Annotated in this window: 15 protein-coding genes and 1 rRNA gene (1 of these 16 cut by a window edge); 7 read left to right on the top strand and 9 right to left on the bottom strand. The window is 62.2% G+C overall.

Features of this window, described 5'->3' with window-relative positions; genetic code table 11:
* Positions 1-728, bottom strand: a 23S ribosomal RNA gene (locus JSS27_16895); its annotated part reaches 1,384 nt to the left of the window's first position; the annotation flags it as partial.
* A gap of 1,003 nt (positions 729-1,731) precedes the next feature.
* Between JSS27_16895 and JSS27_16890 the strand changes: the two genes are divergently transcribed.
* On the top strand, positions 1,732-3,171 hold the full coding sequence (locus tag JSS27_16890) for a sulfatase (protein MBS0210623.1): 1,440 nt from the start codon (positions 1,732-1,734) through the stop codon (positions 3,169-3,171).
* A gap of 331 nt (positions 3,172-3,502) precedes the next feature.
* Positions 3,503-5,002: a tetratricopeptide repeat protein gene (locus JSS27_16885; GenBank protein ID MBS0210622.1), complete on the top strand. Its 1,500-nt coding sequence runs from the start codon at positions 3,503-3,505 to the stop codon at positions 5,000-5,002.
* A 93-nt stretch (positions 5,003-5,095) separates the two neighbouring features.
* On the opposite strand, the gene JSS27_16880 is transcribed toward JSS27_16885, so the two are convergent.
* Genes JSS27_16880 through JSS27_16870 form a run of 3 tightly spaced genes read right to left on the bottom strand, consistent with a single transcriptional unit; the run spans position 5,096 to position 6,950 of the window.
* Positions 5,096-6,064 carry a right-handed parallel beta-helix repeat-containing protein gene (locus JSS27_16880; GenBank protein ID MBS0210621.1) on the bottom strand — a complete coding sequence of 323 codons (969 nt, stop codon included), beginning with the start codon at positions 6,062-6,064 and terminating at the stop codon, positions 5,096-5,098.
* Positions 6,061-6,273, bottom strand: a complete 213-nt coding sequence (locus JSS27_16875) for a hypothetical protein (GenBank protein MBS0210620.1) — start codon at positions 6,271-6,273, stop codon at positions 6,061-6,063. Before JSS27_16875 ends, JSS27_16880 begins: the two co-directional genes overlap by 4 nt.
* Positions 6,270-6,950 (bottom strand): methyltransferase domain-containing protein, encoded by a 681-nt coding sequence (locus JSS27_16870; protein ID MBS0210619.1) that lies wholly within the window; start codon positions 6,948-6,950, stop codon positions 6,270-6,272. The genes JSS27_16875 and JSS27_16870 overlap by 4 nt, the downstream gene beginning before the upstream one ends.
* A gap of 245 nt (positions 6,951-7,195) precedes the next feature.
* Here JSS27_16870 and JSS27_16865 point away from each other — a divergent pair, with 245 nt between their 5' ends.
* The 3 genes from JSS27_16865 to JSS27_16855 all read left to right on the top strand — a co-directional run bounded on the left by JSS27_16865 (position 7,196) and on the right by JSS27_16855 (position 11,671).
* The gene (locus JSS27_16865) at positions 7,196-9,145 is read left to right on the top strand and encodes a M48 family metalloprotease (protein MBS0210618.1); all 1,950 of its coding nucleotides are present in this window, start codon (positions 7,196-7,198) and stop codon (positions 9,143-9,145) included.
* A gap of 210 nt (positions 9,146-9,355) precedes the next feature.
* A complete protein-coding gene (locus JSS27_16860; GenBank protein MBS0210617.1) occupies positions 9,356-9,919 on the top strand; it encodes a hypothetical protein in 564 nt (187 codons plus the stop codon).
* 321 nt (positions 9,920-10,240) lie between these two features.
* A complete protein-coding gene (locus JSS27_16855) occupies positions 10,241-11,671 on the top strand; it encodes a hypothetical protein (GenBank protein MBS0210616.1) in 1,431 nt (476 codons plus the stop codon).
* A 76-nt stretch (positions 11,672-11,747) separates the two neighbouring features.
* Here JSS27_16855 and JSS27_16850 read toward each other — a convergent pair whose 3' ends face one another.
* Together JSS27_16850 and xylB are read right to left on the bottom strand one after the other, a co-directional pair.
* On the bottom strand, positions 11,748-12,701 hold the full coding sequence (locus JSS27_16850; protein ID MBS0210615.1) for an ornithine cyclodeaminase family protein: 954 nt from the start codon (positions 12,699-12,701) through the stop codon (positions 11,748-11,750).
* A gap of 35 nt (positions 12,702-12,736) precedes the next feature.
* Positions 12,737-14,266 carry a xylulokinase gene (gene xylB, locus JSS27_16845; protein MBS0210614.1) on the bottom strand — a complete coding sequence of 510 codons (1,530 nt, stop codon included), beginning with the start codon at positions 14,264-14,266 and terminating at the stop codon, positions 12,737-12,739.
* Positions 14,267-14,525: 259 nt separating this feature from the next.
* On the opposite strand from xylB, the gene JSS27_16840 reads away from it, so the two are divergent.
* Entirely contained in the window at positions 14,526-16,103 is a 1,578-nt protein-coding gene (locus JSS27_16840) for an ABC transporter permease subunit (GenBank protein MBS0210613.1), read from the top strand.
* A 233-nt stretch (positions 16,104-16,336) separates the two neighbouring features.
* Here the strand turns inward: JSS27_16840 and topA are convergent, their stop codons facing one another.
* Positions 16,337-19,036, bottom strand: a complete 2,700-nt coding sequence (topA, locus tag JSS27_16835) for a type I DNA topoisomerase (protein MBS0210612.1) — start codon at positions 19,034-19,036, stop codon at positions 16,337-16,339.
* Between the two features lie 637 nt (positions 19,037-19,673).
* Between topA and JSS27_16830 the strand changes: the two genes are divergently transcribed.
* The gene (locus JSS27_16830; GenBank protein MBS0210611.1) at positions 19,674-22,127 is read left to right on the top strand and encodes a hypothetical protein; all 2,454 of its coding nucleotides are present in this window, start codon (positions 19,674-19,676) and stop codon (positions 22,125-22,127) included.
* A gap of 25 nt (positions 22,128-22,152) precedes the next feature.
* On the opposite strand, the gene argF is transcribed toward JSS27_16830, so the two are convergent.
* The gene (gene argF, locus JSS27_16825) at positions 22,153-23,073 is read right to left on the bottom strand and encodes an ornithine carbamoyltransferase (GenBank protein ID MBS0210610.1); all 921 of its coding nucleotides are present in this window, start codon (positions 23,071-23,073) and stop codon (positions 22,153-22,155) included.
* A 109-nt stretch (positions 23,074-23,182) separates the two neighbouring features.
* Entirely contained in the window at positions 23,183-24,382 is a 1,200-nt protein-coding gene (locus JSS27_16820; protein ID MBS0210609.1) for an aspartate aminotransferase family protein, read from the bottom strand.
* Positions 24,383-24,420 lie beyond the last annotated feature (38 nt).

Raw genomic sequence — 24,420 nt, 5'->3', positions numbered from 1 at the left:
CATGGGTAGTTCACGCAGTTTCGCGTCTACCACCTACGACAATTCGCCCTATTCAGACTTGGTTTCCCTTTGGCTTCGGACCTGAGATCCTTAACCGGGCCGTAGACGGTAACTCGCCGGATCATTATGCAAAAGGCACGCCGTCAGGCATTGTCCTTGCGGACCATAGCCCTTCGACAGCTTGTAGGCACATGGTTTCAGGTTCAAGACCTCCCCTCGCCGGGGTTCTTTCCACCTTTCAGTCGCCTTACTGAGTTCACTATCGGTCGTTAGGTAGTATTTAGCCTTACGGGATGGTCCCCGCAGATTCGGCCGAGGTTCCACGTGACTCGGCCTACTCAGGTACTCCTCGGGAGGTTGTTCATTTTCGCTTACGGGACTGTCACCCTCTGTGGTCTAACGTTCCAGAAAGTTCAGCTAACGAACAACTTTGTAACTCCCATGTGAAGAGCCCTACAACCCCGCAGAGGAAAACCTCCGCGGTTTGGGCTGATTCCCCTTCGCTCGCCGCTACTGAGGAAATCGAGGTTTCTTTCTTTTCCTACGGTTACTGAGATGTTTCAGTTTACCGCGTTCGCGACTGGCACCTATGAATTCAGTGCCAGCCAGTTCGGGAATCTCGGGGTCAACATTTGTTTGACAACTCACCCGAGCTTATCGCAGTCTTCCACGCCCTTCGAAGCCTCCTAACGCCAAGGCATCCCCCATGTGCCCTTAGTAGCTTGACCACATTTATCCAACCCTTCCCGCCGCTTGTCGGTTGCCCGCCAGGCATTGGTAGCGACTGGACTCATGTTTGAGCTACATCGATTGCCGCACCGCATTTCACCTTGAGCTTGCGCTCGCCGCGAAACACCGCACGCCAACCGAGCAACGATCTATCAATCTTCCGCTATTGCACGTCGATCACGAGAAATGGGAATCCCTCGCATCGATTGTGCAATGTGTTGCTAAGTGCCGTGAAAACAGCCTCTACAGCCCCCTGACTTGCGGCCAGGAAGCCACATCGGCTATTTCAATAAATATGCCACTCTTGCTTCAACCGAATTGTCAAAGAACAAAAAAACCAGCGTGCTCAACTGCCGGCAGCATTGCTGTCGCCAATTGAACGCGCTGGCTTTCCTGCTGCACTGGGCAGAGCTGCCGGATAGGCAGAGGCCGCACTCAGATTGCTGCGAATTTAGCAGCTCGGAGTGAGGCCTTTGACCATCCAATCAGTTCGCCAGCCCAGTGCTACACTCGGGCAGGAAAGCCGTTTGGTCGCGAACAAGGGATAATAGCCGTTCGTCCCAAACCTGTCAAACAGGGTGCGAAACTTTTTCTTGTTTCGCACAAATCATCGCGTTTGCACGCGATTCTTCGCAATGCGGTCGAGCCCGATTCGGCAGCTTGCTGCCAGGTCTCGCCGCGTCGCCCCGCGACAGATCATCAATTTAGCGGCTTTCGGTCACCCGACAAGGGGCCAAATTCCGCGGGCCAACGATCATCGGCCGATCGCCGCCGTCAACTTGAATCGCCACCGTCGCAGGCATGCCAGCAAATGCGGGAAAACGGTGCGTTCGTCGCGAAATATCGTGTGCGTATTGCGGTTCTCGCAGGCGCATTCTTTTTTTGCCTAGCGAACCTCTGGTGCCGCCTCGTCGCAATAAAGCAGGGGCTTTGCGCGTCTTAATCGAAGGACTCGGCGTGCGCGTGCCCCTATCTCGCCGGCATTATTTGAAGGATCTCCCCATGCGGCTTTCTTTCATCACGCATTCGTGCCTGACGCTCGCCTCGCTCATTATCGGCGCCAACTACGTGGCCGCGGCCGAAAAGCCGAACGTGCTGTTCATCGCGGTCGATGATTTGAACGACTGGGTCGGCTGTCTGGGCGGGCATCCCCAGGCCCTCACGCCGAACATCGATGCGCTGGCCGCGCGCGGCGTGAACTTTCAACGCGCGTATTGCGCGTCGCCGGTTTGCAATCCTTCGCGGACGGCATTGATGACTGGCTTGCGCAGCTCGTCGAGCGGCGTCTATAGCAACGAGATCAATCGTCGCACCACGGTCGCCAACGATGTCACGGCACTGAACACGCACTTTCACAACAACGGCTATCACGTCGTCGGTGCCGGCAAAATCTATCACGGCGACGGCGACCAGTTCGGCCAGTGGGACGAGTACGCCAAACCTGCTGGCAAGGACGCCCCGCCGGGACGCGGCGAAAACGACGGCGTCGGCGGCATTCGCTTTGCGCCGGTCGACGAGGCCGATGAAGACCTGCACGACTATCACACGGTCAGCTACTGCATCGAGCAACTGAACAAGCCTCACGACAAGCCGCTGTTTTTGGCGTGCGGCCTGCACAAGCCGCACATGGCCTGGAACGTGCCGCGCAAGTACTACGACATGTTTCCGCTCGATTCGATCAAGCCCCCCGAAGTGCTCGAAAGCGACCTGGACGACATTCCGCCGGCGGGCGTGAAAATGGCCCGCCCCGAAGGAGACCATGCCCAAGTGCTCAAGTCGGGGCGTTGGAAAGAAGCCGTTCGCGGCTACCTGGCGGCCGGGGCATTTTGCGACGCGATGATTGGCCGGCTGATGGCTGGCTTTGACAAGAGCCCGCTCCGCGACAACACAATCGTTGTCTTCTGGGGCGACCACGGCTGGCACCTGGGCGAGAAGCAACACTGGCGCAAGTTCGCCCTCTGGGAAGAAGCGACCCGAGCGCCGCTGTTCTTGGTGGCCCCCGGCGTGACCAAGCCCAACGGCACCTCGCCACGAACCGTCGACTTCATGTCGATCTATCCCACGCTTTGCGAACTGTGCGGCCTGGATATTCCGTCGCACGTTGAAGGCGTGAGCATCAAGTCGCTGCTTGCCGACCCGAACGCGCCGTGGGATCAACCGGCGCTCACGACTCATGGCTACAAGAACCACGCCGTGCGGAGCGAGCGGTGGCGTTACATCCGCTATGCCAACGGCGATCAGGAGTTGTACGACGAAGTTGCCGATCCGCTGGAATGGAAGAACGTGGCCAGCGACCCGAACAACGCGGCCGTGATTTCGGACCTGGCGCGGTGGCTCCCCAGCAAGGATGTCCCCACGCCCGAGAAGAAAACCACCGGCAAATCCAAAGCGGAACAAAAGGCCCGCAAACAGGCCAAGCGCGCCGCGTCCAAGGTTCGCTAGTTTCAGACGGCGTTGTCGAATTATGCAGTGCTTACTTGCGCATAATGCGAGTTATGCACGTGGCAAGTTCCCGCTCATTCGCGGCAACTGATGCTCGCTCTTGTTCGCGCCGAGTATCTCCCGACCTGGACGCACGTAGCTCACCAGCCGCGTTCCGGCAATCTTTCCAAAACGAAATCTCTCGCCGCATGGCGACCAATGACCCACTCGGGTTAGTTTCCATCGGTTTCGTTAGATTTCATCCGAGATTGCGCCGCATGCGTAGGATTAATAGCACCAGGGGCGATTCAATTCAGTTCGTGAATCCTCTCCCGAGGATGGGAAGTGACCTGTGCGAAAGCGCATCTTTCAACTCGCGGCGGCCTTGCTTGGCATCGTGTTAGTCGTGGCTATTCCAGGGGCCGACGCCTGGGCACACGGCGGGGGCGGACATGGCGGCGGGGGGCATGGCGGCGGTTTCCATGGTGGAGGCGGAGGCTTCCACGGTGGTGGCGGTTTTCATGGGGGCGGAGGTTACCACGGTGGCGGCTTCCACGGCGGCGGGATGTCGCGCGGCGTCGGCGGCATGGGCCACAGCATGGCCGGCCGATCGTTCAGCAGCGGCGCAAGCCGCAGCATGGGTTCGATGAATCGCAGCGCTGGCATCTCGCGCGCTCCAAGCTTCGCCAGCCGCAACTTCAGCAGCGTCAATGGCGGCCGCGGCATCTCGAGCATCGGCGGCGCATCGCGCGGGATGACGGGTTCGAGCTTTGCCAGCCGGAACTTCAGCAACATTGGCGCCAGCCGCAGCTTGCCGGGCCTCGGCACTGCGTCGCGCGGCCTTGGCCACTCGAGCTTTGTGAATCGCAACTTCAGCGGCGCCAACAACGTCAACTCGCTCCATAGCCGTTACGCAGGCTATGGCGGCTATGGCCGGTCTGGATACGGCGGTTACGGAGGATATGGCCGCTATGGCTATGGCGGGTACGGCGGCTACGGGCGTGGTGGCTATGGTGGGTACGGCGGGTATGGCGGCTACGGACTGGGCTATGGAGGTTACGGGCTCTACGGCCTGGGCCTGTGGGGCCTGGGTCTCGGCTATGGCCTCGGTGGCTACGGCTATGGCGGCTACGGAGGCTATGGTGGGTACGGCGGGTATGGTGGGTACGGCGGGTATGGTGGCTATGGCGGGTATGGTGGCTATGGCTACCCGAGCTATGGGTACACCAGCGCCTACTCGGCGCCGGTCTCGCTGGCCAACAACACCGCGTCGGCGACGCCCAGCATTCCACCGACGACCGATTACGCCGCTCAAGGCGAGCAGGACTTCCGCGCCGGTAACTATGCGGCGGCGGTCCAAGACTTCCAGCACGCACTGGTCGACAATCCGAACAACGGCGGCCTGGCGCTGATGATGTCCCAGGCGCTGTTCGCCAACGGCAACTATGCGCCGGCGGCCGAAGCGGTGCAGGCGGCCATGCAAATCCTGCCGCCGGATCAGTGGGGGAACGTCATCAAGAACGCTTGGGAGTTGTATCCCAACATGCAGAACTACACCGATCAACTGCGAGCGTTGGAAACCGCGAGGACGAACAGCCCGAGCGATCCCGCTTTGCGGTTCTTGCTTGGCTATCAGTACGGCTACCTGGGCTACCCAAGCCAGGCGGTCAAGGAACTTGACGTAGCCGTGGCCATTGCGCCGAAGGATGTCGCGACCGCGACGCTGCGCAACTTGTTCGCGTCGCAGGCAGGAATGCCGACGATCCCGGTGCCGACACCCGGCGCGGCGCCGACGCCACCAATGCCTGGTTTGCAGCCGGCTACTCCCGCGCCGCAACTGCCGCCGTCCTAAGCCGGCCAAAGCAGCTCAAACGAAGCGAACAAGGGGAGCGCTCTGCGGAACGCTTCCCTTTGTTCGCTGCAAGCCGACTGTTTCCGTGGGCGTTCACTTCCGGAAGCCGTCGCGTATCAACTGCTCGAGCGGCGGCGCGTCGGCTTCGCCGATGTTTTCAAACGAGGGCGCACTGGCTTTGTCGAGTTGGTGAAAGCGGCGTTCGACGTCGCTGCCAAAAGCAACCCGTTCGAGGCGCAGCCCTTCGAGCTTGTCTTCCATGCGCACGCCGACCGCTGACTGATAAATCGCACAGTCGCGCACCGTGACCCGTGCGCCACCGTTGCGACCCGGGCCGCGTAGCCGCAGGCTGACCTGGTTGTCGCGAAAGACACAGCGTTCCAGCAGGGCGTCGACGTTTTCCTTCAGGTTCATCGCCGCCATCAGGTTGATCTGCGCGGGCTGGTTCCAGCCGTGGAACAAGCAATCGCGAAACACGATTCGCGAGCGTTTGCCGCTGGCGGGCGTCTTGGAATCGAACGCATTCTCGCCGGGACGTTCGCCGGCCTTAAAGTTCCCAGCGTCCGCGGGCAGCGGCCCGGTCCAAAACGTGCAATGCTCGATCAGCACGTCGTCCCACGGCGTCCGGTCGGGGTTGAACTGTACCGCGTCCCCCGACACGTACGAGATGTCACAGTTGCGAATGACCAAATGTTCGGGCCGGCCGGTGACTCCGTGCGCGTCGTCCTGCTTGGCATACGTGCCGTTGAGCAGATGATGAATCCGGCAGCTTTCGATCGTCACGTGCTTGCCGAACACACCCACGCCATTTCCCGTGGCGTTGCGAATCTCGCAATGGCGAAGCGTGACGTTGTCGGCTGTGATCTTGACGCGATTGCCACCTTGCCAGTGGCTGTCGACCAGATAGTTCTCGTACACTCCGGGCTGAGCGATCTCAAGCCGCTCGACCTCGCGTGGCTGAGCCAGACAACCGGCCGACTTGTCGGCGCCAATCTTCTCGACCGCCAGGCAGGGCATTGCCAACATCCACAGTGGCGCCGCCAACAGCAGAATGCATTTCATGTTTTGCTCGGCGTGCAAATCCCGCCCCCTTCGATCACATCGAGCATCTCGCGCTCCAGCGCCACATTTTGGCGCAATTCGCCCCGATCATCGACATCGTCGAAGTGGATCAATTTAATCTGAAATTGCGTTTCGGGCCAATCGAAAACCTCGCGCAGGCCGAAGCGACGATCCGCTTTGAAATCTCGTCGTTCGTTTGAGCGGCTCAAGCAGGCGTGGCCGGCTTGAGCCCTTCGACCAGAATGGTGTGCGGCATGTCGGGGGTCGACTCGTGTTCCAAGGCCAGCACCCGACTGTCGATCAGTTGAGGAAAGTGCGTTTCGCGGATCGGCTGGCAAAGCCGCAGCGCTCCAAAGCCCGCTTGGGTCGCCAGCTCTTGCAGATATGAAAACGTCAGCAAGGTCAAGTGCTCGCCGCGGCAGAAAATAAAATTGGCCAGCTTGCCGCCCAGGCTATCGTGTTTGTCCGGAAAGTCACCGAACCAACCAGCGTCCCCTTCGGCGAACTTGCGCATGGCATTCTCGCCATGCGGCCCTCCCACGCGAAACACGCCGCCGGGTTTCAAGCAGCGGAACATTTCGCGAAAGTGATGCGCCAGCTTGGCATCCGGCAAATGTTCGATCACGTGATGCGAGTAGAACGCGTCGACCGTGTTGTCACGAAACGGCAGGCCGTCCTGAATATCGCTCCACAGGTCGCAGCGCCCGGTGAACATGTTGGCGTCGACGTTGATCCAACCATCGAGGTAGTTGACGCGGCCGGGCCCTAACTGGACCTTCACCGTCCCGTCGCGCGGCGCGCGGAGCCGCCGATAGACCCAGCCATTCAATTTCATGGCCGGGCTGCAGACCGCATAGAACGCCGCCTTGGCGCGTCGAGAAAGCATCCGTCACTCCGCCACACGTAGCACAAACCACCGCTGCTGCCGAAACATTCTAGTTTACTCCACCCTGAGCCGGAATTTGCTGGCCTAGGTTAGCGCATTCTCCCGACCAGGGCGGCAATCGGGCGTTGCTGGCCCGGTTGCTCGGCATTATCGTGAAAGTCGCGCCTGGCGCAGTTTGGCAAGGGGTGCCACGGATCGCATGCCAACGTGTGTTTAGCCCAGGCTAGCCAATCGGGGTCAACGTCATGAGCCGCTCAGCGACGAACCAGGGTGGAAATTCGTTAGCCCCGCCGCGCGTCCTTACAACGCCGTGGTGGCGAGGCGCGATGGTCGGCGCGGTGGCCCTGGCGGTCAGTCTATTCGCGTCAACTGCCTGTCGCGCCGGCGACGCCGCCGATCAGGTGCTAATCGACCAGGTGTACCAGCGGTTGCTGGCGGTCGTCGATCCGGTGGCCGGTATGCCCTGGCCCCCCAAGGTTCGCATCGATGAAAAGGACGAGACCAACGCCTATGCGCACATGCGCGGCGACGACGACAAGGAATCGCCCGAGATCGTCATTCACCGCACGCTGCTCAAGCAAGTGGTCCAAGGCAAACCCGGCCGGCTGGCCTACCTGCTGGGGCACGAACTGAGCCACGTCCTGTGTGGCCACGTTCAGCGCACGCTGAGGAACAAGACCGAGTTCGTCCGCGTGGCGGCCTCGCGCGAGCAGGAGCTCGAGGCCGACCTGCGCGGTGTCGAGATCGCCATCAAGGCCGGCTATCCGCGCGACGAACTGATTGATTGCCTACACGCATTCATCGCCCTGAAAGACGTCACCAGCTTCGAAGGCTTGCAGTCGGATCACCCCAGTTGGCACGACCGGCTGGCGCATCTCGACCGGAATCACGCCCGGCTGGCCCGCGCCTCGGCCGCGTTTCACACCGGCAACCGGTTGCTGATGCTCGAACAATACGACTCGGCCGTCCATTGCTTCCGCTCGGCGACGCACGAGTTCCCCAAGTGCCAAGAGGCCTGGTGCAATCTGGGCTACGCCCACCTGCTGCAGTATTGCGATCTGCTGACAGCCGAGAACTTGAAGACCATGAACGTCGGCCAGTTGGTGCTAACCGGCTTCTATCGGCAGTCGACGCTGCTGGACGGCGAATTCGAAAAAGACGGCGTCAAGCCGGGTAGCACCAGCGGCCCAAACGAGGATATCTGGAACGACGCGGTCAAAGCCCTGAGCGAGGCGCTGCGGCTTGATCCGCAATCGGTTGTGGCCAACGCCAACATGGGCGCCGCCTACATGCTCGCGCCCGATGGCAAGGATTACGTAAAGGCCGGCGAGTACTTTGGCCGGGCTTTGGCTGGCAAATCGCGGCACGACGATAGCGACAAGACGGCCGCGTCATTGCTCGAAGTGGCGCTGTTGACCAATTCAAGTGTCAGCGATTTCTCGAACGGCCGCTCGGACGACGCAGCCAAAAAGCTCGAACAGGCCGAACAGCGCCTGGCCAAGGCCGCGGGAAGTTCCAGCGACGCGCATGTGAACTCGGCCTTGCTTTACAACCGGGCGCTGGTTATGTCGGCGGCCAAGGATGTCGCCACGCGCAAACAAGCAGTCAAGCTGTGGGAAAACTATCTGCATCGCTCCAGCCCGTCGCCCTGGTGGGAAATGGCCCATGCCAAGTACTTGCAGCTATGCACCGATATGAAAGTGAAAGCCAAAGAGCGCGAGCAACTGCTGGCCGGGCGCGAACGGAGCCTGCGGATGGTCACGTCGGTGACCGTGCCCGGCGTTGGCCCCATCACGCTCACCGACAGTTGGCAGGCCGTGCAAGAAACATTGGGCAACACCACTCTAAAGCCCGAGGTGCCGCGCACTTCGATCCAGCGCGCGATCTACTCTGAGTACGGCGTCGAGTTGATCATCGACGACGATGAAGTGCTGGCCATCGTGCTGCCTACGAAACAGTCGCCGCCGCTAGTGGTGCGCGAGTCGGGAACCGACGCCGATACCATGAAACTCAACGTCGGCATGAGTCGCGACGAACTCGAACAGGTGCTCACTCAAATACCCGAGTACGGACACTTCATCGATCCCGAAGCCAACTACCGGCTCTATCGGAATCTGGGCCTGGCGGTTCGAGTGCAACAAGGGCGAGTCACCGAGTTGATTGTCGCCCGCATTCCCGAAGTTCCGGTCCATTGACGCGGGCCGCCGTTTTTTCTTGCAAAAACGAGTTCGTTCCCGGCGGTAATTGGTCTATAACAGGGGGGCGCGGCCGCCGGGTCAGACGGTGCTATTCTGCACCCCCGGTCATCAATGGGCAGCCCTGGGCAGGGGTTTCGATATCGCGGCGGGCGGCTTGCGCCAGGCAAAATACACCTCAAGGTTCACGATCACCAGGAGAGCACTCACATGTTCCATTCCACTTGGCGCTATGCCGCAATTGTCTTGGCCTTGGCCGTGGTTTGCCAATTCACCGACTTGCGGCTGCCGTTTGCCCAGGCTGACGAGGCGGCCAGCAACAAGGAAGCCGAGCCGGTGCCGGGGAGCATGAGCCTGGAAGAACTGATCAAGGCGAACGACTTCGCCTTCTCGAAGCAGAAGAGCGGCATCTACGAGATCATTGCCGAGCCAGGTGCGGACTCGTTGGTCGTGTTTGCCGGCGAAACAACCGCTTTTACCGATCGGCAAGACAAGGAACACAAGATCGTGGCCCTCTGGACCACGGTGATGAAGGTCAGCCCAGAGTTCGCCGCCAAGCCGCCGGTGGCGTTCCTGATGGCGTTGAATTCATTCAACAACAAGTACGATCCGGGCAAAGTGGCTTTGAACCCCAAGACGGGCGAAGTCACCTACCAGTCGTCCTTCTGGATGGAAGCGGCCACGCCCCACACCTTGCATGACGAGTTGGTTACTGCCTTTGTCCGCCGCCCGACCATGAAAAAGGAACTTCAGCCGTACGTCGGCGAGGAGTAAATCCTCTCCCGCGCCAGTAGCGACAAAGCGCCGGTAGCGGCATACCAGTAACACCCTTCCCTTCCAGGGAGGGGCAGGAGGGAGGGTAAAGGCGTCGCTGGCCAATCAAGCCTGAACCCCTTGCCAGCATTCAAATCGATGCCGCGCAAACTGCTCTAGGCGCTCCCCGGGCGTGGCGGTACTCTCTCGCCCCCGCCTTGAATCTCATCCTACCCGAGGGCTCGGCTTGTCCGCTTTGTGCGGTTCTGGTCGATGCCGCTCACCAGCTTGCCCGCCTTTGCGCCCCATTCCGGCGCGTTCTCCAAGTCAAGGAAGATGAACATGCGTCTGACGACGTTGGTCGCTTGCGCTGCGCTGGTGGCCGTGAATGTTCAGGCGCAGCAGCAATCGTATCCACCTCCGTCGACCAATCCGGCCACTGCGGGACCGAATTACGCGACCCCGGGGGCAGTTGGAACACCCGGGACGGGGACAAGCATCTACGGCCAGGCCCCCGGCACGTTGTACGCCACACAGCCGCCCCAGAGCGCAATGCCAGGCGCGCCGCGATATGTGGCGCCGCAATACGTCGCGCAGTTGACGCCCTACGCCAATGGTCCCGCGCTGGGTGGTTCGCCAAGCGGCACGACCACGCAAACCGCCTACGCGCCCGGCCCCAATTTGCTGCCGCCGCCGGCCAACATGGAAAGCCCGCCGACGATGCCCGGGGCTCAGCCCTCCGGCAACTCGGTCAATAGTTATGCCCCGCCGACGTCCAACGATGTCGCGCCCCCGCCGGGCACGTCGGTGATGACGCCCGAAAACGGCATGACCGAAGACCGTATCGACACGTTTGCCCGCTTCTCGAAGCAGATGCACAAGCAAGGGACCGGTTGGGTCGGCGGCGCCAGCGTGTATGTGTTGCGGCCGGTCTGGACCGGCGGCAACGGCGCGACGATGCAGCGCACCGTCAACAACAATGGCGTCTTCGATCGCAACACCACGCCGTTTGATTACGGTGTCTCGGCAGTGCCTGCCTTATGGCTGGGCTATGTGGCGCCGACTGGCAACGGCGCCAGGGTGAACTTTTTCCGATTTGACCAAAAGGCGTACGCCAATTACGTCAATCCCAGCGGCACGACCGTGGTCGATCCCTTCGCCTTTGGCAACAGCGGCATGGGCCTTTTCTCGTTCAATGCCGGCTCCCTATTCCAGGCCGAAAGCATTCTGCAGATCACCACGGCCGACATCGAAGCGACACACCAACGCTGTGATCCACTTTGGAATTGGACCATCGCGGCCGGCGTGCGCTACGCGAATTTACAGCAGAATTACGTCGGCAGCGTCACGAACCCGAGCAGCGCCTTCTCGCAAATTGATTCGAATCGCCGCTTGAACGGCGCCGGTCCCACCGTGGCTTTCCAGGGGCGGCGCGGCATTGCCGACTCGAAGCTAGGCGTTTTTGGCGCGGCGCGCGGCGCGCTAGTTTTTGGCACCAGCAAACAGGTGATCCAGGAGTCTCTCCCTGGTACGACGGTCACGGCGACCGACACGATTACCGAATGGCAGGTGCTGCCGTTCGTGCAGCTAGAGGCGGGCATCGACTACCGCTACCCGTTGGCTGGTTCGACGATCATCATCGAAAACGCCTTCGTCGGTCAGACATGGTTTGGCGCTGGCTCCTCAAGCAATACGAATGTGCTCGACGGAGCGACATCGAACGCGAACCTGGGCCTATTCGGCTTACGCAGCTCGATCGGCCTGGCGTACTAGCCGAGCGTCAATTGAGCATCGCATTTTCCCAAGCCTGGAATTCCACCCCCTGGGACATTCTGGCGAGGCGCGCATTCTAGAATGGCAGCGCCACGCCAATTCCCTCGACGCGAGCTCGTCCGACGATATGCGCCGCCAGGGCCACGTCTTCCAGCGCCAGCCCCACGCTCTTGAACAGCACAATGCTGTCGGGCCGGCTGCGTCCAGTGGCTTTACCACAAACCACGGCCGCCAGATCAACCGCGCGTGAATACTTAAACACGCCGCGCGCGATCGCCTCGGCGAAATCTCCCGCTTCGTGGCGACAAGCCTCGACGCTGTCACAGACCACATTGTCCGCCCGCTCGACCGTCGCCGCGTCGATTTCCGCGCGCGTCGGCCAGTTCGATCCCACGGCACAGATCAGCGTCCCTTCGGCCAGGTCTTGCCCCTGGAACACTGGCTCGGCGCTCGACGTGGCCGTGATCACGACCGGCAAATCTTCCACGGCGTCTTGCGGCCGATCGACTTCATCGACTTCGATGCCCAGCGCTTGTGACATCTCGTTGGCGAACGCCTCGCGGCGTTCGACCGAGCGACTGTAAACAAAGGCCCGCTTGATGGGCCGGGCCACGCACAGGGCCGCCAACTGCGTGCGGGCCTGCTTACCGGTGCCGAACAGCCCAACTTCGGTCGCCCCGCGCGGCGCCAGCCACTCGGCGGCCACGCCCGTCGTCGCGCCCGTCCGTAATTGGCCCAACCGGTCGGCGTCCAGCAGCGCCACGATCGCACCCGACATGTCGGCCAGGCACATCAGGAACCGCGCCCCTTGCTTAGTCGTGGTGTAACACTTCCAGCCGACGTAGCCCAGATACGACGCCGCGGACGACATCGAGTGCAACACGATTCCCTCGCCGCGCGCTCGGACGCGGGGAACATTCTGGGCGTTGCCAGCCCCCAATTGTCGAAAAGCCTCTTCGACCTGATCGATGGCCGTCGGCATGTCGACCAGGCGATCCACGTCGGCTTCGGTCAGGTAGATGGCGGCCATGACACATCACCCTCGGGCGCGTCGGCCCTGTTCGTTCACCCTAGCGCGGCAATCGATTTGAAGTCCAACTTGAGCGAGCGGTACAAATCCTGGTAGATCGGCATGCCTCGATCGTAGACCTTTTGGTGCTGCTTGATCGGCGCTGTTTGTTGTACCACGCGAATCGTCGCGGCGCAGGCTTCCTGGATATTCTTAAAGGCGCCGGCCCCGACGGCCGCCAGCAAAGCCACGCCGTAGCCTGGGCCTTCCTCGCAGTTGATCGTGACGACCTTCGAGCCGAAGACATCAGCCTGAATCTGCCGCCAGAGGGCGCTTTTCGAGCCGCCCCCCGAAGCGCGAATCTGCTTGATCGGCACGTCGAGCTGCCGAATGATTTCTAAACAATCGCGCAAGGAGTACGTGACGCCTTCCAGCACCGCCCGCACCAGATGGGCCCGGCGATGCGCCAAGGTCAGCCCAATAAAGCTTCCCCGCGCGTCGGGATCGGCGTGCGGCGTTCGCTCCCCGGTCAGGTACGGCAGGAAGAACAGCCCCTCGCTGCCGGCGGGCACTCCTTCGGCCTCGGCATTGAGCAGGTCGTAGATCTTTTTGCCCGCTGCCTTGGCCGCCGCGGCGTCGGTCGCGCACAGCGCGTCGCGGAACCATTGCAACGACCCGCCGGCCGACAGCGTGACCCCCATCATGTGCCACTTGCCGTTCACGGCGTGGCAAAATGTGTGGACGCGCCCTTGCGGATCGAGCTTCATCTGGTCGCTGTGGACAAACATCACGCCCGAGGTGCCGATGCTGGTTGACAGCACGCCGGCATTGACCACGCCGTTACCCACCGCCCCGGCGGCGCAGTCCCCTGCCCCGCCCACCACCAGGCAATCGGTCGACAGCCCCAGCAACTCCGCCACCTCGCGCGTCAGCCGGCCGGTCACCTGCTCACTTTCATAACAGCGCGGCAACAGCGCGGCGTCAAGTTCCAGCTTGCTCAACAGCGGCTTGGACCAGGCGCGCTTGGCCACGTCCAACAGCAGCGTGCCGCTCGCGTCGCTCACCTCGGTGGCCAACTCGCCCGTCAATCGACGGCGCACGTCATCCTTGGGTAACAGCACTTTGTCGAGCTTGTCGAAATGTCGCGGCTCGTGATTGCGCAGCCAGAGAATCTTGGGAGCCTGAAACCCGGTAAGCGCCGGGTTGGCAACCAGCTTGATCAGCTTGGCCCGGCCACCGGCGCGCTGTTCGATCTCGGCACACTCGGCGGCCGTACGTTGATCGTTCCAGAGCAACGCCGGTCGAATCACTTGCCCACGCTTGTCGAGGAAGACCGAGCCATGCATCTGTCCCGACAGCCCGATCGCCCGCACGTCGGCGGGCTTCAACTTGGCTTGCTTGACGACGCGTTGCACGGTCTTGACCGTGGCGTCCCACCAGTATTGCGGATTCTGCTCGCTCCACATCGGTCGCGGCACATCGAACGAGTATTCTTCGGCAGCCGAGGCGAGCACCTTGCCTCGCTCGTCAATGGCCAGCGTCTTGGTCCCCGAGGTGCCAATGTCGATGCCGAGAAAAACGCTCATGGGTGCCGCTGCTTCCTGGGTGCTGACGTGGTGCGACGCGGCCGCCGCCGGCGCGTGACCGCGATTGTAATCCCCGCGCGCGACCGACGCCAATCGACGGCTAACACTCGCGATTGGCCGCACCTAAACGTGGCCAGCGCGTCGGCGCTAGTCGCCCACGCCGCGACTTTGTTATGCTGTGGCGCAGCCCCTGACAGCCCGTGCGAGGACGCGCATTTTGAATTCACAAGCAGCCGATTTGGCGCCCCGTCAGCGCAAGATGCTGACTCTGGTCGCGGTCGTCCTGGTACTTGCCGGCAGCGTTGTCTCGTCAACTCGCGCAGCCGACAACACGGCCTTGGCCGAGCGATTGGCCTCGGGTGTGTTGCGTTGGGGAGGCGATGCTGAAGGGGGCGCGCCGTTTCAGTTGCGCGATCCCTTGGACCCGCGACGTGTCATCGGCTTCGAGGTTGAAATCGCCGACGGACTCGCCAACGCGCTCGGCAAGCAACTCGGCAAACCGATCCGCGCCGAGTTCATGCAATACGAATGGGGCTCGCTGGTCCCGGGACTGGACAAGCGTGATTTCGACATGATCCTGGCCGGGCTTGAAATCACACCCGAGCGCCGCGCCCAGCTACGCTTCTCACGTCCCTATTACATCTATCGCCAACAACTCGCCGTCCGCCGCGATGAACAGCGGATCACGTCGCTCGAAGACTGCCTGAACATGACGGTCGGCACCCTGTCGGGGAGCGCCGCCGATCGCTTGCTCAAGTCGCGCGGCATTCGCCAGATCGTCGGCTTCGACGGGCAGATCGAGCCGTTCCTCGACCTGGAGATCGGCCGACTCGACGCCGTGCTGCTCGACAACACGATCACCACGTTCTTCGCCGAGCCGAATCCCAAGCTGAAGCTCACCGGACCAACGCTCGGTCGCGGCGAGTACGGCATCGGCATGCGCCAGGAGGACGCGGTGCTGGCCGAGGCAATCGACGCCGGCCTGCACGAGCTGATGGTCAGCGGCCAGTTGCGCGACATTTACCGCCGCTGGCACCTCTGGAACGCCGACCAGTCGGGCTTGGCCAATGGCGCCGACCGGAACGCCGAACTGGCCGGGCTCGGCTTCACGGCCGAGCGCAAGCCGCTGCCTGAGTCACAATTCCCGACAGTGAAACAAGTCGACCGGAACTTGCTGGCCGCCTCGGCCGATGACTGGACGTTCGACAAGTACGCGCCGCTGTTGGGGGCCGGCGCGGTGATGACCATCTTTCTCACCTTCACCAGCATGGCGCTGGCGATGACGATCGGGCTGGTCCTCACCCTGGCCCGACTCTACGGCCCCGCGCCGTTGCGCTACCTGGCACTCGGCTATGTCGAGTTCTTTCGCGGTGTGCCGCTGTTGCTGGTGCTGTTCTTCATGTACTTCGGGCTGACCCACTACGGCTTGCAGTTGCCGGCCGTGGCGACGGCGATCCTGGCCTTTGGCATGAACTATGCCGCTTATGAATCGGAGATTTACCGCAGCGCCATTCAATCGGTCAGCCCCGGCCAATGGGAAGCGGGCCGGGCCTTGGGCATGGACGACACGTCCGTCTTTCGCCGGATCATCTTCCCCCAGGCCATTCGCACCGCCCTGGGGCCGATGACCAACGACATGGTTGCGCTGTTCAAGGACACCAGTCTGGTCAGCGCAATCGCCGTCCACGAACTGACCGAGGAATACCGCGTGCTATCCCGGTCGAGCTTGAAGTTCGTCGAGCTGGGCTTGCTGACGGCGGCGCTCTATCTGGCGATGTCGCTACCGCTGGGTTACTTATCGCGCGCGCTCGAACGCCGCTGGGGCCAGGGTCACTAACGCGCACGCAACTCGCGAGACGTTTTCACGCCGCACCGCGGCGGCACTCCCAACCCTCGCCCCCTGTGGGAGAGGGTCGCTCGCGTAGCGAGCGGGGTGAGGGGTAAGCCACAGGCTTGCGCGACTCACAACTTCACTACCCCTCATCCGGCCTGTCGGCCACCTTCTCCCACAAGGGGAGAAGGACATGCGCGCGCTCTGTGATGATGGAAAGATTTGCCTTGCGACGCGCTTTACTTCGAGCGCGCCCCACGGCGACCGCCGCGCTTGGGCTTGGCCGGCCCCTTGGCGGCGCGCTCGGCCAGCAGGTCGACCGCCTGGTTCAGGGTCAACTCTTCGGTGGTCACCCCCTTGGGCAGCGATGCGTTTGTCGTGCCGTCAGTCACGTACATGCCATAGCGACCTTCGAACAGTTGAATCGGCTTCTTCGTCACGGGCGACTCGCCGACGACCTTCAGCGGCTCGCGCGGCGCGCCAAAACCGCGCCGGGCTTTCTTGGGCTCGGCCAGCAGCTCGAGCGACTTTTCCAGCGTCACATCCAGCGGCGAAATGTCGGCCGGCAGACTGCGCGTCTCGGCACCGCTTTTCACGTACGGCCCGAAGCGACCGTTGTGCGCCACGACTTCCTCGCCCGTCTTGGGATCGACCCCCAGCTTGCGCGGCAGCGACAACAGCTTGACCGCCATCGCCAGATCGATGTCCTCGACCTTCATCCCTTTCATCAGCGAAGCGTTCTGCGGCTTATCTTCGTCGTCGGGCAAGCCGCGCTGTACGTAGGGTCCAAAGCGGCCGGTCTTGATGAAGATCGGCTTGCCGGTGTCGGGACAGACGCCAAGCGGTTCGTCCCCTTGCGCCGCCTGGGCCAGCAACTCCTCGGCCTTGGCAATGGTCAGCTCATCCGGAGGCATGTCCTCGGGAATGCTCGCCCGGCGGTCCCCCCGTTGCAGGAACGGACCAAACCGGCCAACGCGGACCACAATGTCTTCGCCATCTGTCTGGCCGTGCCTGGGCAGCGCGATTCGATTTACCTCGGCGGCGTCGACTGTCGTGGCTTTATCGGCCAGCAGGGGCTTCAACCCCGGCCGCTCGTTACCAAAGTAGAACGATTTCAAATAGTCAACCGACGACGTCTCGCCACGGCTGATGGCGTCGAGGTCGTCTTCCATCTGAGCGGTAAAGCGATAATCGACCAACTCGGGCAAGTGCCCTTCGAGCAATTGCGAAACGGCAAAAGCCGTCCAGGTCGGCACCAGGGCGTTGGCTCGCTTCACCACGTACTCGCGCGCCAGAATTGTGTCGATGATCGTGGCATACGTGCTCGGCCGGCCGATGCCCAACTCTTCCAGCGTTTTGGTCAGCGTCGCTTCGTTGAATCGCGACGGCGGCTGGGTGGTGTGGTCCTTCGACTCCAATTCGCCGCAGGCCAGTTGCTGGTGCAAATCGACCGGTGGCAGAACTGTCTCGCGATCGGCCAACTCGGCGTCCGGGTCGTCGGAACCTTCAACGTATGCCCGCAGGTAACCAGGGAAGTCGATCGTCTTGCCACTGGCCGAAAAGACCGCTTCGGCGCCGCCGATCTTGATACTGATCCTGCGGCCGCGAGCGTCGGCCATCTGGCTGGCGATGGTCCGCTTCCAGATCAACTCGAACAGCCGGAACTCGTCGTTCTGCAGCACGTCGCGCAGCTTCTCGGGCAGTTCAAACGGGTGACCCGCCGGGCGAATGGCTTCGTGAGCTTCCTGGGCGTTCTTGACCTTGGTTTTGTATTGTCGCGCTTCGCCCGGCAAATACTCCGCGCCGTATTCCGCCTTGACCAGATCGCGGGCCGCTCCGACGGCCACACTGGCCAGGTTGGTCGAGTCGGTACGCATGTAAGTAATGTGGCCGTTTTCGTACAGGCTTTGGGCCACCTGCATCGTGCGCCGAGCCGTGAAGCCGAGCTTGCGGTTGGCTTCCTGCTGCAACGTGCTGGTCGTGAACGGCGGATAAGGGCGCGTCGTGTACGGCTTGTCTTCGAGCGAAGTGACTTCGAACTTCGCGCTGCGCAAATTCTGGGCCAGCTTGTGGGCGGCCGCTTCGTCCAACAGCAGCAACTTTGGATCTTTTAGCTTGCCGGTGGCCGAGTCAAAGTCGCGCGTGCTCGGGATGTCGCGTCCCTCATAACTCACCAACGTGGCCTGGAACGACTGGCCATTGACACTGAACGTCGCCACCAGATCCCAATAGGTGGCCGAGACGAACGCCATCCGGTCTCGTTCGCGCTCGACGATCAACCGCACCGCCACGCTTTGCACGCGGCCAGCCGAAAGCTTGGGGCGGACCTTCCGCCACAACAGGGGCGACACTTCATAGCCGTATAGGCGATCGACAATGCGGCGCGTTTCTTGCGCGCGGACCAGCGAGGTGTCGATGTCGCGCGGCGTTTCGAGCGCGGCCTTGATCGCCTCTTCGGTGATTTCGTGAAATACCAATCGGTGCGTGGGAATCTTGGGCTTCAAGATCTCGCGCAGGTGCCAACTGATGGCTTCCCCTTCGCGGTCTTCGTCCGTCGCCAGATAGAGCTGGCTCGCGTCCTTGACCAGCCCCTTCAGCTTGCGGACCTGTTCCGACTTGCCGGCGGGAATGACATAGATCGGTGTGAACTCCTGGTTGACGTTCACCCCCAGGTGGGCCCATTCCTCTTTCTTGAATTCGGCCGGGACCGCCTTGGCCCCTTCGGGCAGATCGCGGACGTGGCCGATGCTGGCCTCGACGGCGTAACCGGGGCCCAGGAACTTGCTAATCGTACGGGCCTTGGCCGGCGACTCGACAATCACCAGCGCGTGTCCACCACCTTTGGCCGGCTTAGGTGCCTTACGCGCCGCGCCACTCGATTTGGCGGCCGACTCCTCGGTTGATTTCGCCGCTTTGGATTTCGCTGCCTTCTTCGCCATGGCGTGCTCTCAACATCCGGGCCGTTCGACGGGTGTTACTCGCGGTGCGGTATTACCAGAACCAATCGCTCTCAGCAGCACTGCTTCGACTCGGAGCGTCGAAGCGGCACATTCCAATGGGCAAACGATTTACGACGTTGCAGCCGACTCGATTGGGATTGCAATTCAAGGGCTCAATCTTACAATCGGGCCGTCCGAGGCAGTCGCCCGACCGAAGTTCCAGACCACTGCGGCCGGGACTGCGGCACGCGGCCAAGCGGCCATCCGACGGTTGTTTGCGATCGTAACGTCTTGACACACACCACATTACAGTGGCAGTGCCAACTGGCATTCACGCTCGCCGACCCGGCGTAACGGGCTCGGCTTTGGTCGCCAAACTGATACAACAGGCGCTCAGACCAATAATCCGCCGCTATATCGGCTGTCAAGGGTTATTGTCGTCCGATGCGTGGCGCAGCTGCCGGTCGGCGGGGCTCGATTGCCCAAGATCGAACCAGGGCGCCAACCGCGCAAAACCTCGGCCGCTTACGAAGCGACAGCGGTTTGGAGTGAGTAGTAAGACCCCCGCCAGACGTGGCGATATTTAATACGAAAATTTTTTGTCCGAGCAGTTTTTTGAGACAAGGACGGTGTTTGTATGCCCTCTGCTCTTTCGATGTTTCGAAAGAACCAGCGCGCGCTAATGGCTGTGTTCGGCGTGCTGTTGATGATCGCATTCCTGGTGACCGGCTTCGCGGGAGGCCTGGAAGACATCATCGCGCCGCGCCGCGGCGACCCCCTGATCGCCACCAGCGCGCGGGGCAACTTCTACGCCAGCGACGCCGTCCGGCTAGTCCAATTGCGCCGCGCGGCGCAGCAGTTTTTGTTCCGCGTCAAGCTCGAATCGTTCGCGATTCAACTGTTCCAAAAGCCGATCGATGCGCTCGGCCAGCAAGACCTGCAATTGCTCGAACGGTTCATGGTGCCGCGCATCTCGAACGAGGTGTACCAGGTCACCGGCCCATTGGAAGACCGGCCCGTCATTGAAAACAAGCTGATGGCCGACGAAGCGTCGCGCCGCGGCGTGGTCTTCGACGACGACGCGATTCGCGCTTATATCAATGCCCAGACCGGCGACCAACTGACCGATGACCGGCTGAGAATCATCCTGGGCCAATTGCGATACGGCGAGCGCGCACTGCAGAGCAATCAATTGTTTGAAGCGCTGCGCATCGAGTTGTTGGCTCACAAGATGCAGGAGTTGGAACTAGCCGAGCCTCGCCAATCGCCGCTCGAGCGTTGGGAGTACTATGCCCGGCTCAAGCGTCGCGTGACGGCCGAGATCGTCGCCGTGCCGGTCAGCAGCCTGCTGGCCGAGACCTCGGCGCCAAGCGAAGTCGAGCTGCGCAAGCTGTACAACGAATACAAGAACGACGAGCCGGTGCCCGGCTCGGCCGAGCCGGGCTTCAAGGTGCCACACGAGGCGGCGTTCCAATACTTCCGCGCCGAGTTCGAGAAGTTCGTCGATGAGAAGTCGATCACCGACGACGAGATCGCCGCGTACTACGAAAAGAACAAGGACACCCGGTTCAGCTTCACGTCGCTCGATGACGAGGAACCCGCCGCCGGAACGGAAGAAAAGAAAGCCGACGACAAAAAAGAAGAGAAGCCGGCGGACGAGAAGAAGGCCGACACCAAGCGGCCCGAGGCCGCCAAGCAACCTGCCGGCGAGAAGAAGCCCGCGGAAGACAAGAAGCCGGCCGCCGAAGCGCCGAAGACCGGCGCCGAACCTGCGCCGGCCAAGACCGAACCCAAGCCGGAAGCCAAGAGCGGCCTGGACCGTACTCGCCGCTCCACCACCATCCGCTTCGCAAGCTATTCAGCCGCAGCCGATGAACCGGCCAAGGAAGATACCAAGCCGGAAGCTAAACCGGCCGGCGATGTTCCGGCCGCCAAGGAAGCCGCGCCGGCGACAACTCCACCCGCCGCGGCAACTCCCGCTTTGACGCCGTCGGCGGTTCCCGCTGGCGAAGCTCCGGCCGTCACGCCGCCGGCGCTCAACGCGCCGGGCACTGTGCCCCCGCCTGCCGTGAAAGCCCCATTGTTGGTCGACAAGTTCGAGTTGCCGCGCGACGTGCGCGAAGGGGCCACGCCCACCCACGACCCGCTGTGGAAGGTGCGCGACCGGATTCGTCGCGAGTTGGCTGTCCAGAAAGCGGGTGCCAAGATGGACGCCGCGCTGGGCAAATTCAAGCTCGAGATGCAACGCTACGCGCGCAATCGAACCGACACGGAAGTCAAGAACATGAAGGCGTCGACTCCGGCTCCGTTGCCGCCGTTGCCCACCTTTGACAACGTGCCGAAGGTCGAGGGAGTCACCTCGGGCGCCTTGGCCATGACCAGCGCCGTGAAGGTCGATCGCACCCAGGGACTGGGTTCGACCACGATCGTCAATCGGCCGTTCGTCGATTACGCCTATCGCTCGCTCAACACGTTCCAGGCCATGAACATCGACGACGACGCGGGCAACCGGTACGTGTTCTGGAAGACCGAGGACGTACCCGAGCACGTGCTTAGCTTTGAAGAGGCGCGCCCCGAGGTCGAGAAGGCCTGGAAGTTCATGGCCGCTCGCAAGCTGGCCCAGGCCAAGGCCAAGCAATTGGCCGACGAGGCCACCGCGAGCAAGAAGTCGCTCAAGGAGTTCTTCGCCGACAAGGGCTACGAGGTGACCGAGAGCCATCCCTTCTCGTGGCTGACCGGCGGTTCGGCCGGCATGGCCGACCGTGAAACCCTGCCCGAGGTGAGCGAGGTCGACGGCGTGATCGACGCCGGCAACGATTTCATGCAGTCGGTGTTCGACCTGAAGGTCGGCGACATCGGCGTCGCCGAGAACCAGCCGCACACCTACCAGTACATCGTGCGAATCACGTCGCAAGAAAAGCCCGACTCGGCGCTGCGCGAGCTGTTCGCGGCCGACAAGACCAACGAATACTCGCCGGGCTTGCGCGTGGCCCAGCAGCAAGCGGCCCTGCGTTGGCGCAACGCCTGGCTCAAGCGGATTCAACTCCAGTGGCAACGCCCGTCAACCGATTACAACCGCGACGACGGATAAGATTGGGGCGTTAGGACGCATTCGCCTACGCCTTCGCTCCCAGCAGCCACACCAGAATCCCCTTCTGCACATGCAGACGGTTGGCGGCTTGCTGGATGACCACGCTGGCCGGGCCGTCGATCACTTCGTCGGTCACTTCCTGGCCGCGCTGGGCCGGCAGGCAGTGCATGAAATAGGCCGCGTCCGTGGGAGCGTGCTTCATCAGCGCCGCGTTCACCTGATACGGAGCGAACGCCTGGCGCCGCTTTTCCTTCTCGGCTTCCTGCCCCATGCTGGTCCACACGTCGGTGTACACCGCCGCGGCGCTGCGCACCGCCGCCTTGGCGTCGGTGGTCATGGTCAGGTCAAGCTGCGGCGACTCGGCCTTCAATTGACCGAGGAACTTCTTATCGAAGTGATACTCGGCGGGGCCGGCCAGCACGAACCGCATGCCCAGCTTGCCACAACCACGCGCCAGGCTACGGGCGACGTTATTGCCGTCGCCAACATAGGCTAGCGTCAGACCCGCCAGCGTGCCGTGCAGCTCTTGCAGCGTGAAAAGATCGGCCAGCGCCTGACACGGATGCTCAAGATCGGTCAGGCCGTTGATCACCGAGCAGCCGCTGTACTTGGCCAGTTCTTCGGCCTTGCGATGCTCGCGAGCCCGGACCACGATCACGTCGGCATACTCGCCGAGCACTCGGGCAAAGTCGGCAATCGATTCTCGCCCGCCCCAACCGACGTCTTCGCCCAGAAACAGGCTGTTGCCCCCCAGGTGCGTGATGCCAGCCTCGAAGCTGACGCGCGTCCGCAAGCTGGGCTTCTCGAACAGCAGGGCCATCACGCGACCCGGCAACAGCGGCTCGCGCAGACCATCCTCGAACTTGCTCTTCAGATCGGCCGTGATCGAAAACACCCGCTCGATTTCCGCGGCGGTCACATCAGCCAGAGTGATTAAATGTCGCATAAATAAATCAACGAACGTGTCAAACGTCGGTGCCCCAGGGGCCGACAAAACAAATCGCGGGGCGTCGCCGGGCGGGCGGCGCGGCGCCGGTCATTGGTGTCGGCCCAGGTTAGACCAGCTCTTTCAGCGCGGCCGCGATGATGTCGCAGCCTTCGTGCGCTTGCTGGTCCGAAAGAGTCAACGCCGGCAACAGCCGAATCACCGTGCCGTGCGTACAATTGATCAACAGTCGCCGTTCCAGACAGCGGCGCACCACCGGCGCGCCGTCAACGGCCAATTCCACGCCCACCATCACGCCCAACACGCGGACTTCGCGAATCACGTCGCACTGGGCTTGCAACTCGGTGAACCGGCTGCGGAAGATTTCGCCCAACGCCTTGCCGCGCTCGAGCAGCCCTTCCTGTTCGATCATTTCCAAAGCCGCGATCCCGGCCCGCGCCGCCAGCGGATTGCCGCCGAACGTGGCCGCGTGCGTGCCCGGTTTCAGATACGCCGCTACTTCCGGCCGAGCCAGCATCGCGCCGCCGGCCACACCACCGCACAACGATTTGGCCAGCGTCATCACGTCGGGCGTGACGCCAAAATGCTGGTAGGCGAACCAATGCCCGGTGCGACCGCAGCCGGTTTGCACCTCGTCAAACATCAACAGCAGCTTGTGCTGATCGGCCAGTCGCCGCAGCCCCGGCAAGAAGTCAGCCGGAGGAATATTGACGCCGCCTTCCCCTTGCACGGGTTCAACCAGAAACGCGCACGTCTCGTCGTCGATCAGCTTCTCCGCCGCGGCCAGGTCGCCATACGGCGCATAACGGAAACCAGGCAACAGCGGCCCGATCCCTTCGTGGTACTTGGGCTGTGCCGTAGCGGTAATCGCCCCCATCGTCCGGCCATGAAAGCCGTTGGTGAAGGTGATGATCTTGTACCGCTTGCCCGCTGATTGCAGCCGAGCCAGCTTGATCGCCGCTTCGTTGGCCTCGGTGCCCGAGTTGCAGAAGAACGCCTGGCCGCCAAAGCTCCGCTCGCTGAGCGCTTTGGCCCATTGTCCCTGCACTTCCATGTGCCAGGTGTTGGGCACATGAATCAGCGTGGCCACTTGTTCTTGCACGGCGCGGACGACCGGCTCGGGGCAATGCCCCAACAGATTGCAGCCCCAACCAGGGAAGAAATCGAGGTACCGATTCCCTTCGCTGTCCCAGACATACGAGTTCTCGCCGCGAACCAGCGACACCGGATAGCGCGTGTAGTTGCCAATCACGTATTGCTGAAACAGCTTGACCGTCTCGGCCGAACTCAGCGATTCCACAGTGGCCATCTCGTTACCCTCGTGCCGACCGGGTCGGCGTGTGTCGG

It is taken from the genome of Planctomycetota bacterium (assembly GCA_018242585.1).
Classification (GTDB): domain Bacteria; phylum Planctomycetota; class Planctomycetia; order Pirellulales; family PNKZ01; genus JAFEBQ01.
The sequence above is the reverse complement of the archived record's forward strand: the minus strand, read 5'-3'. Positions and strand labels throughout refer to the sequence as shown.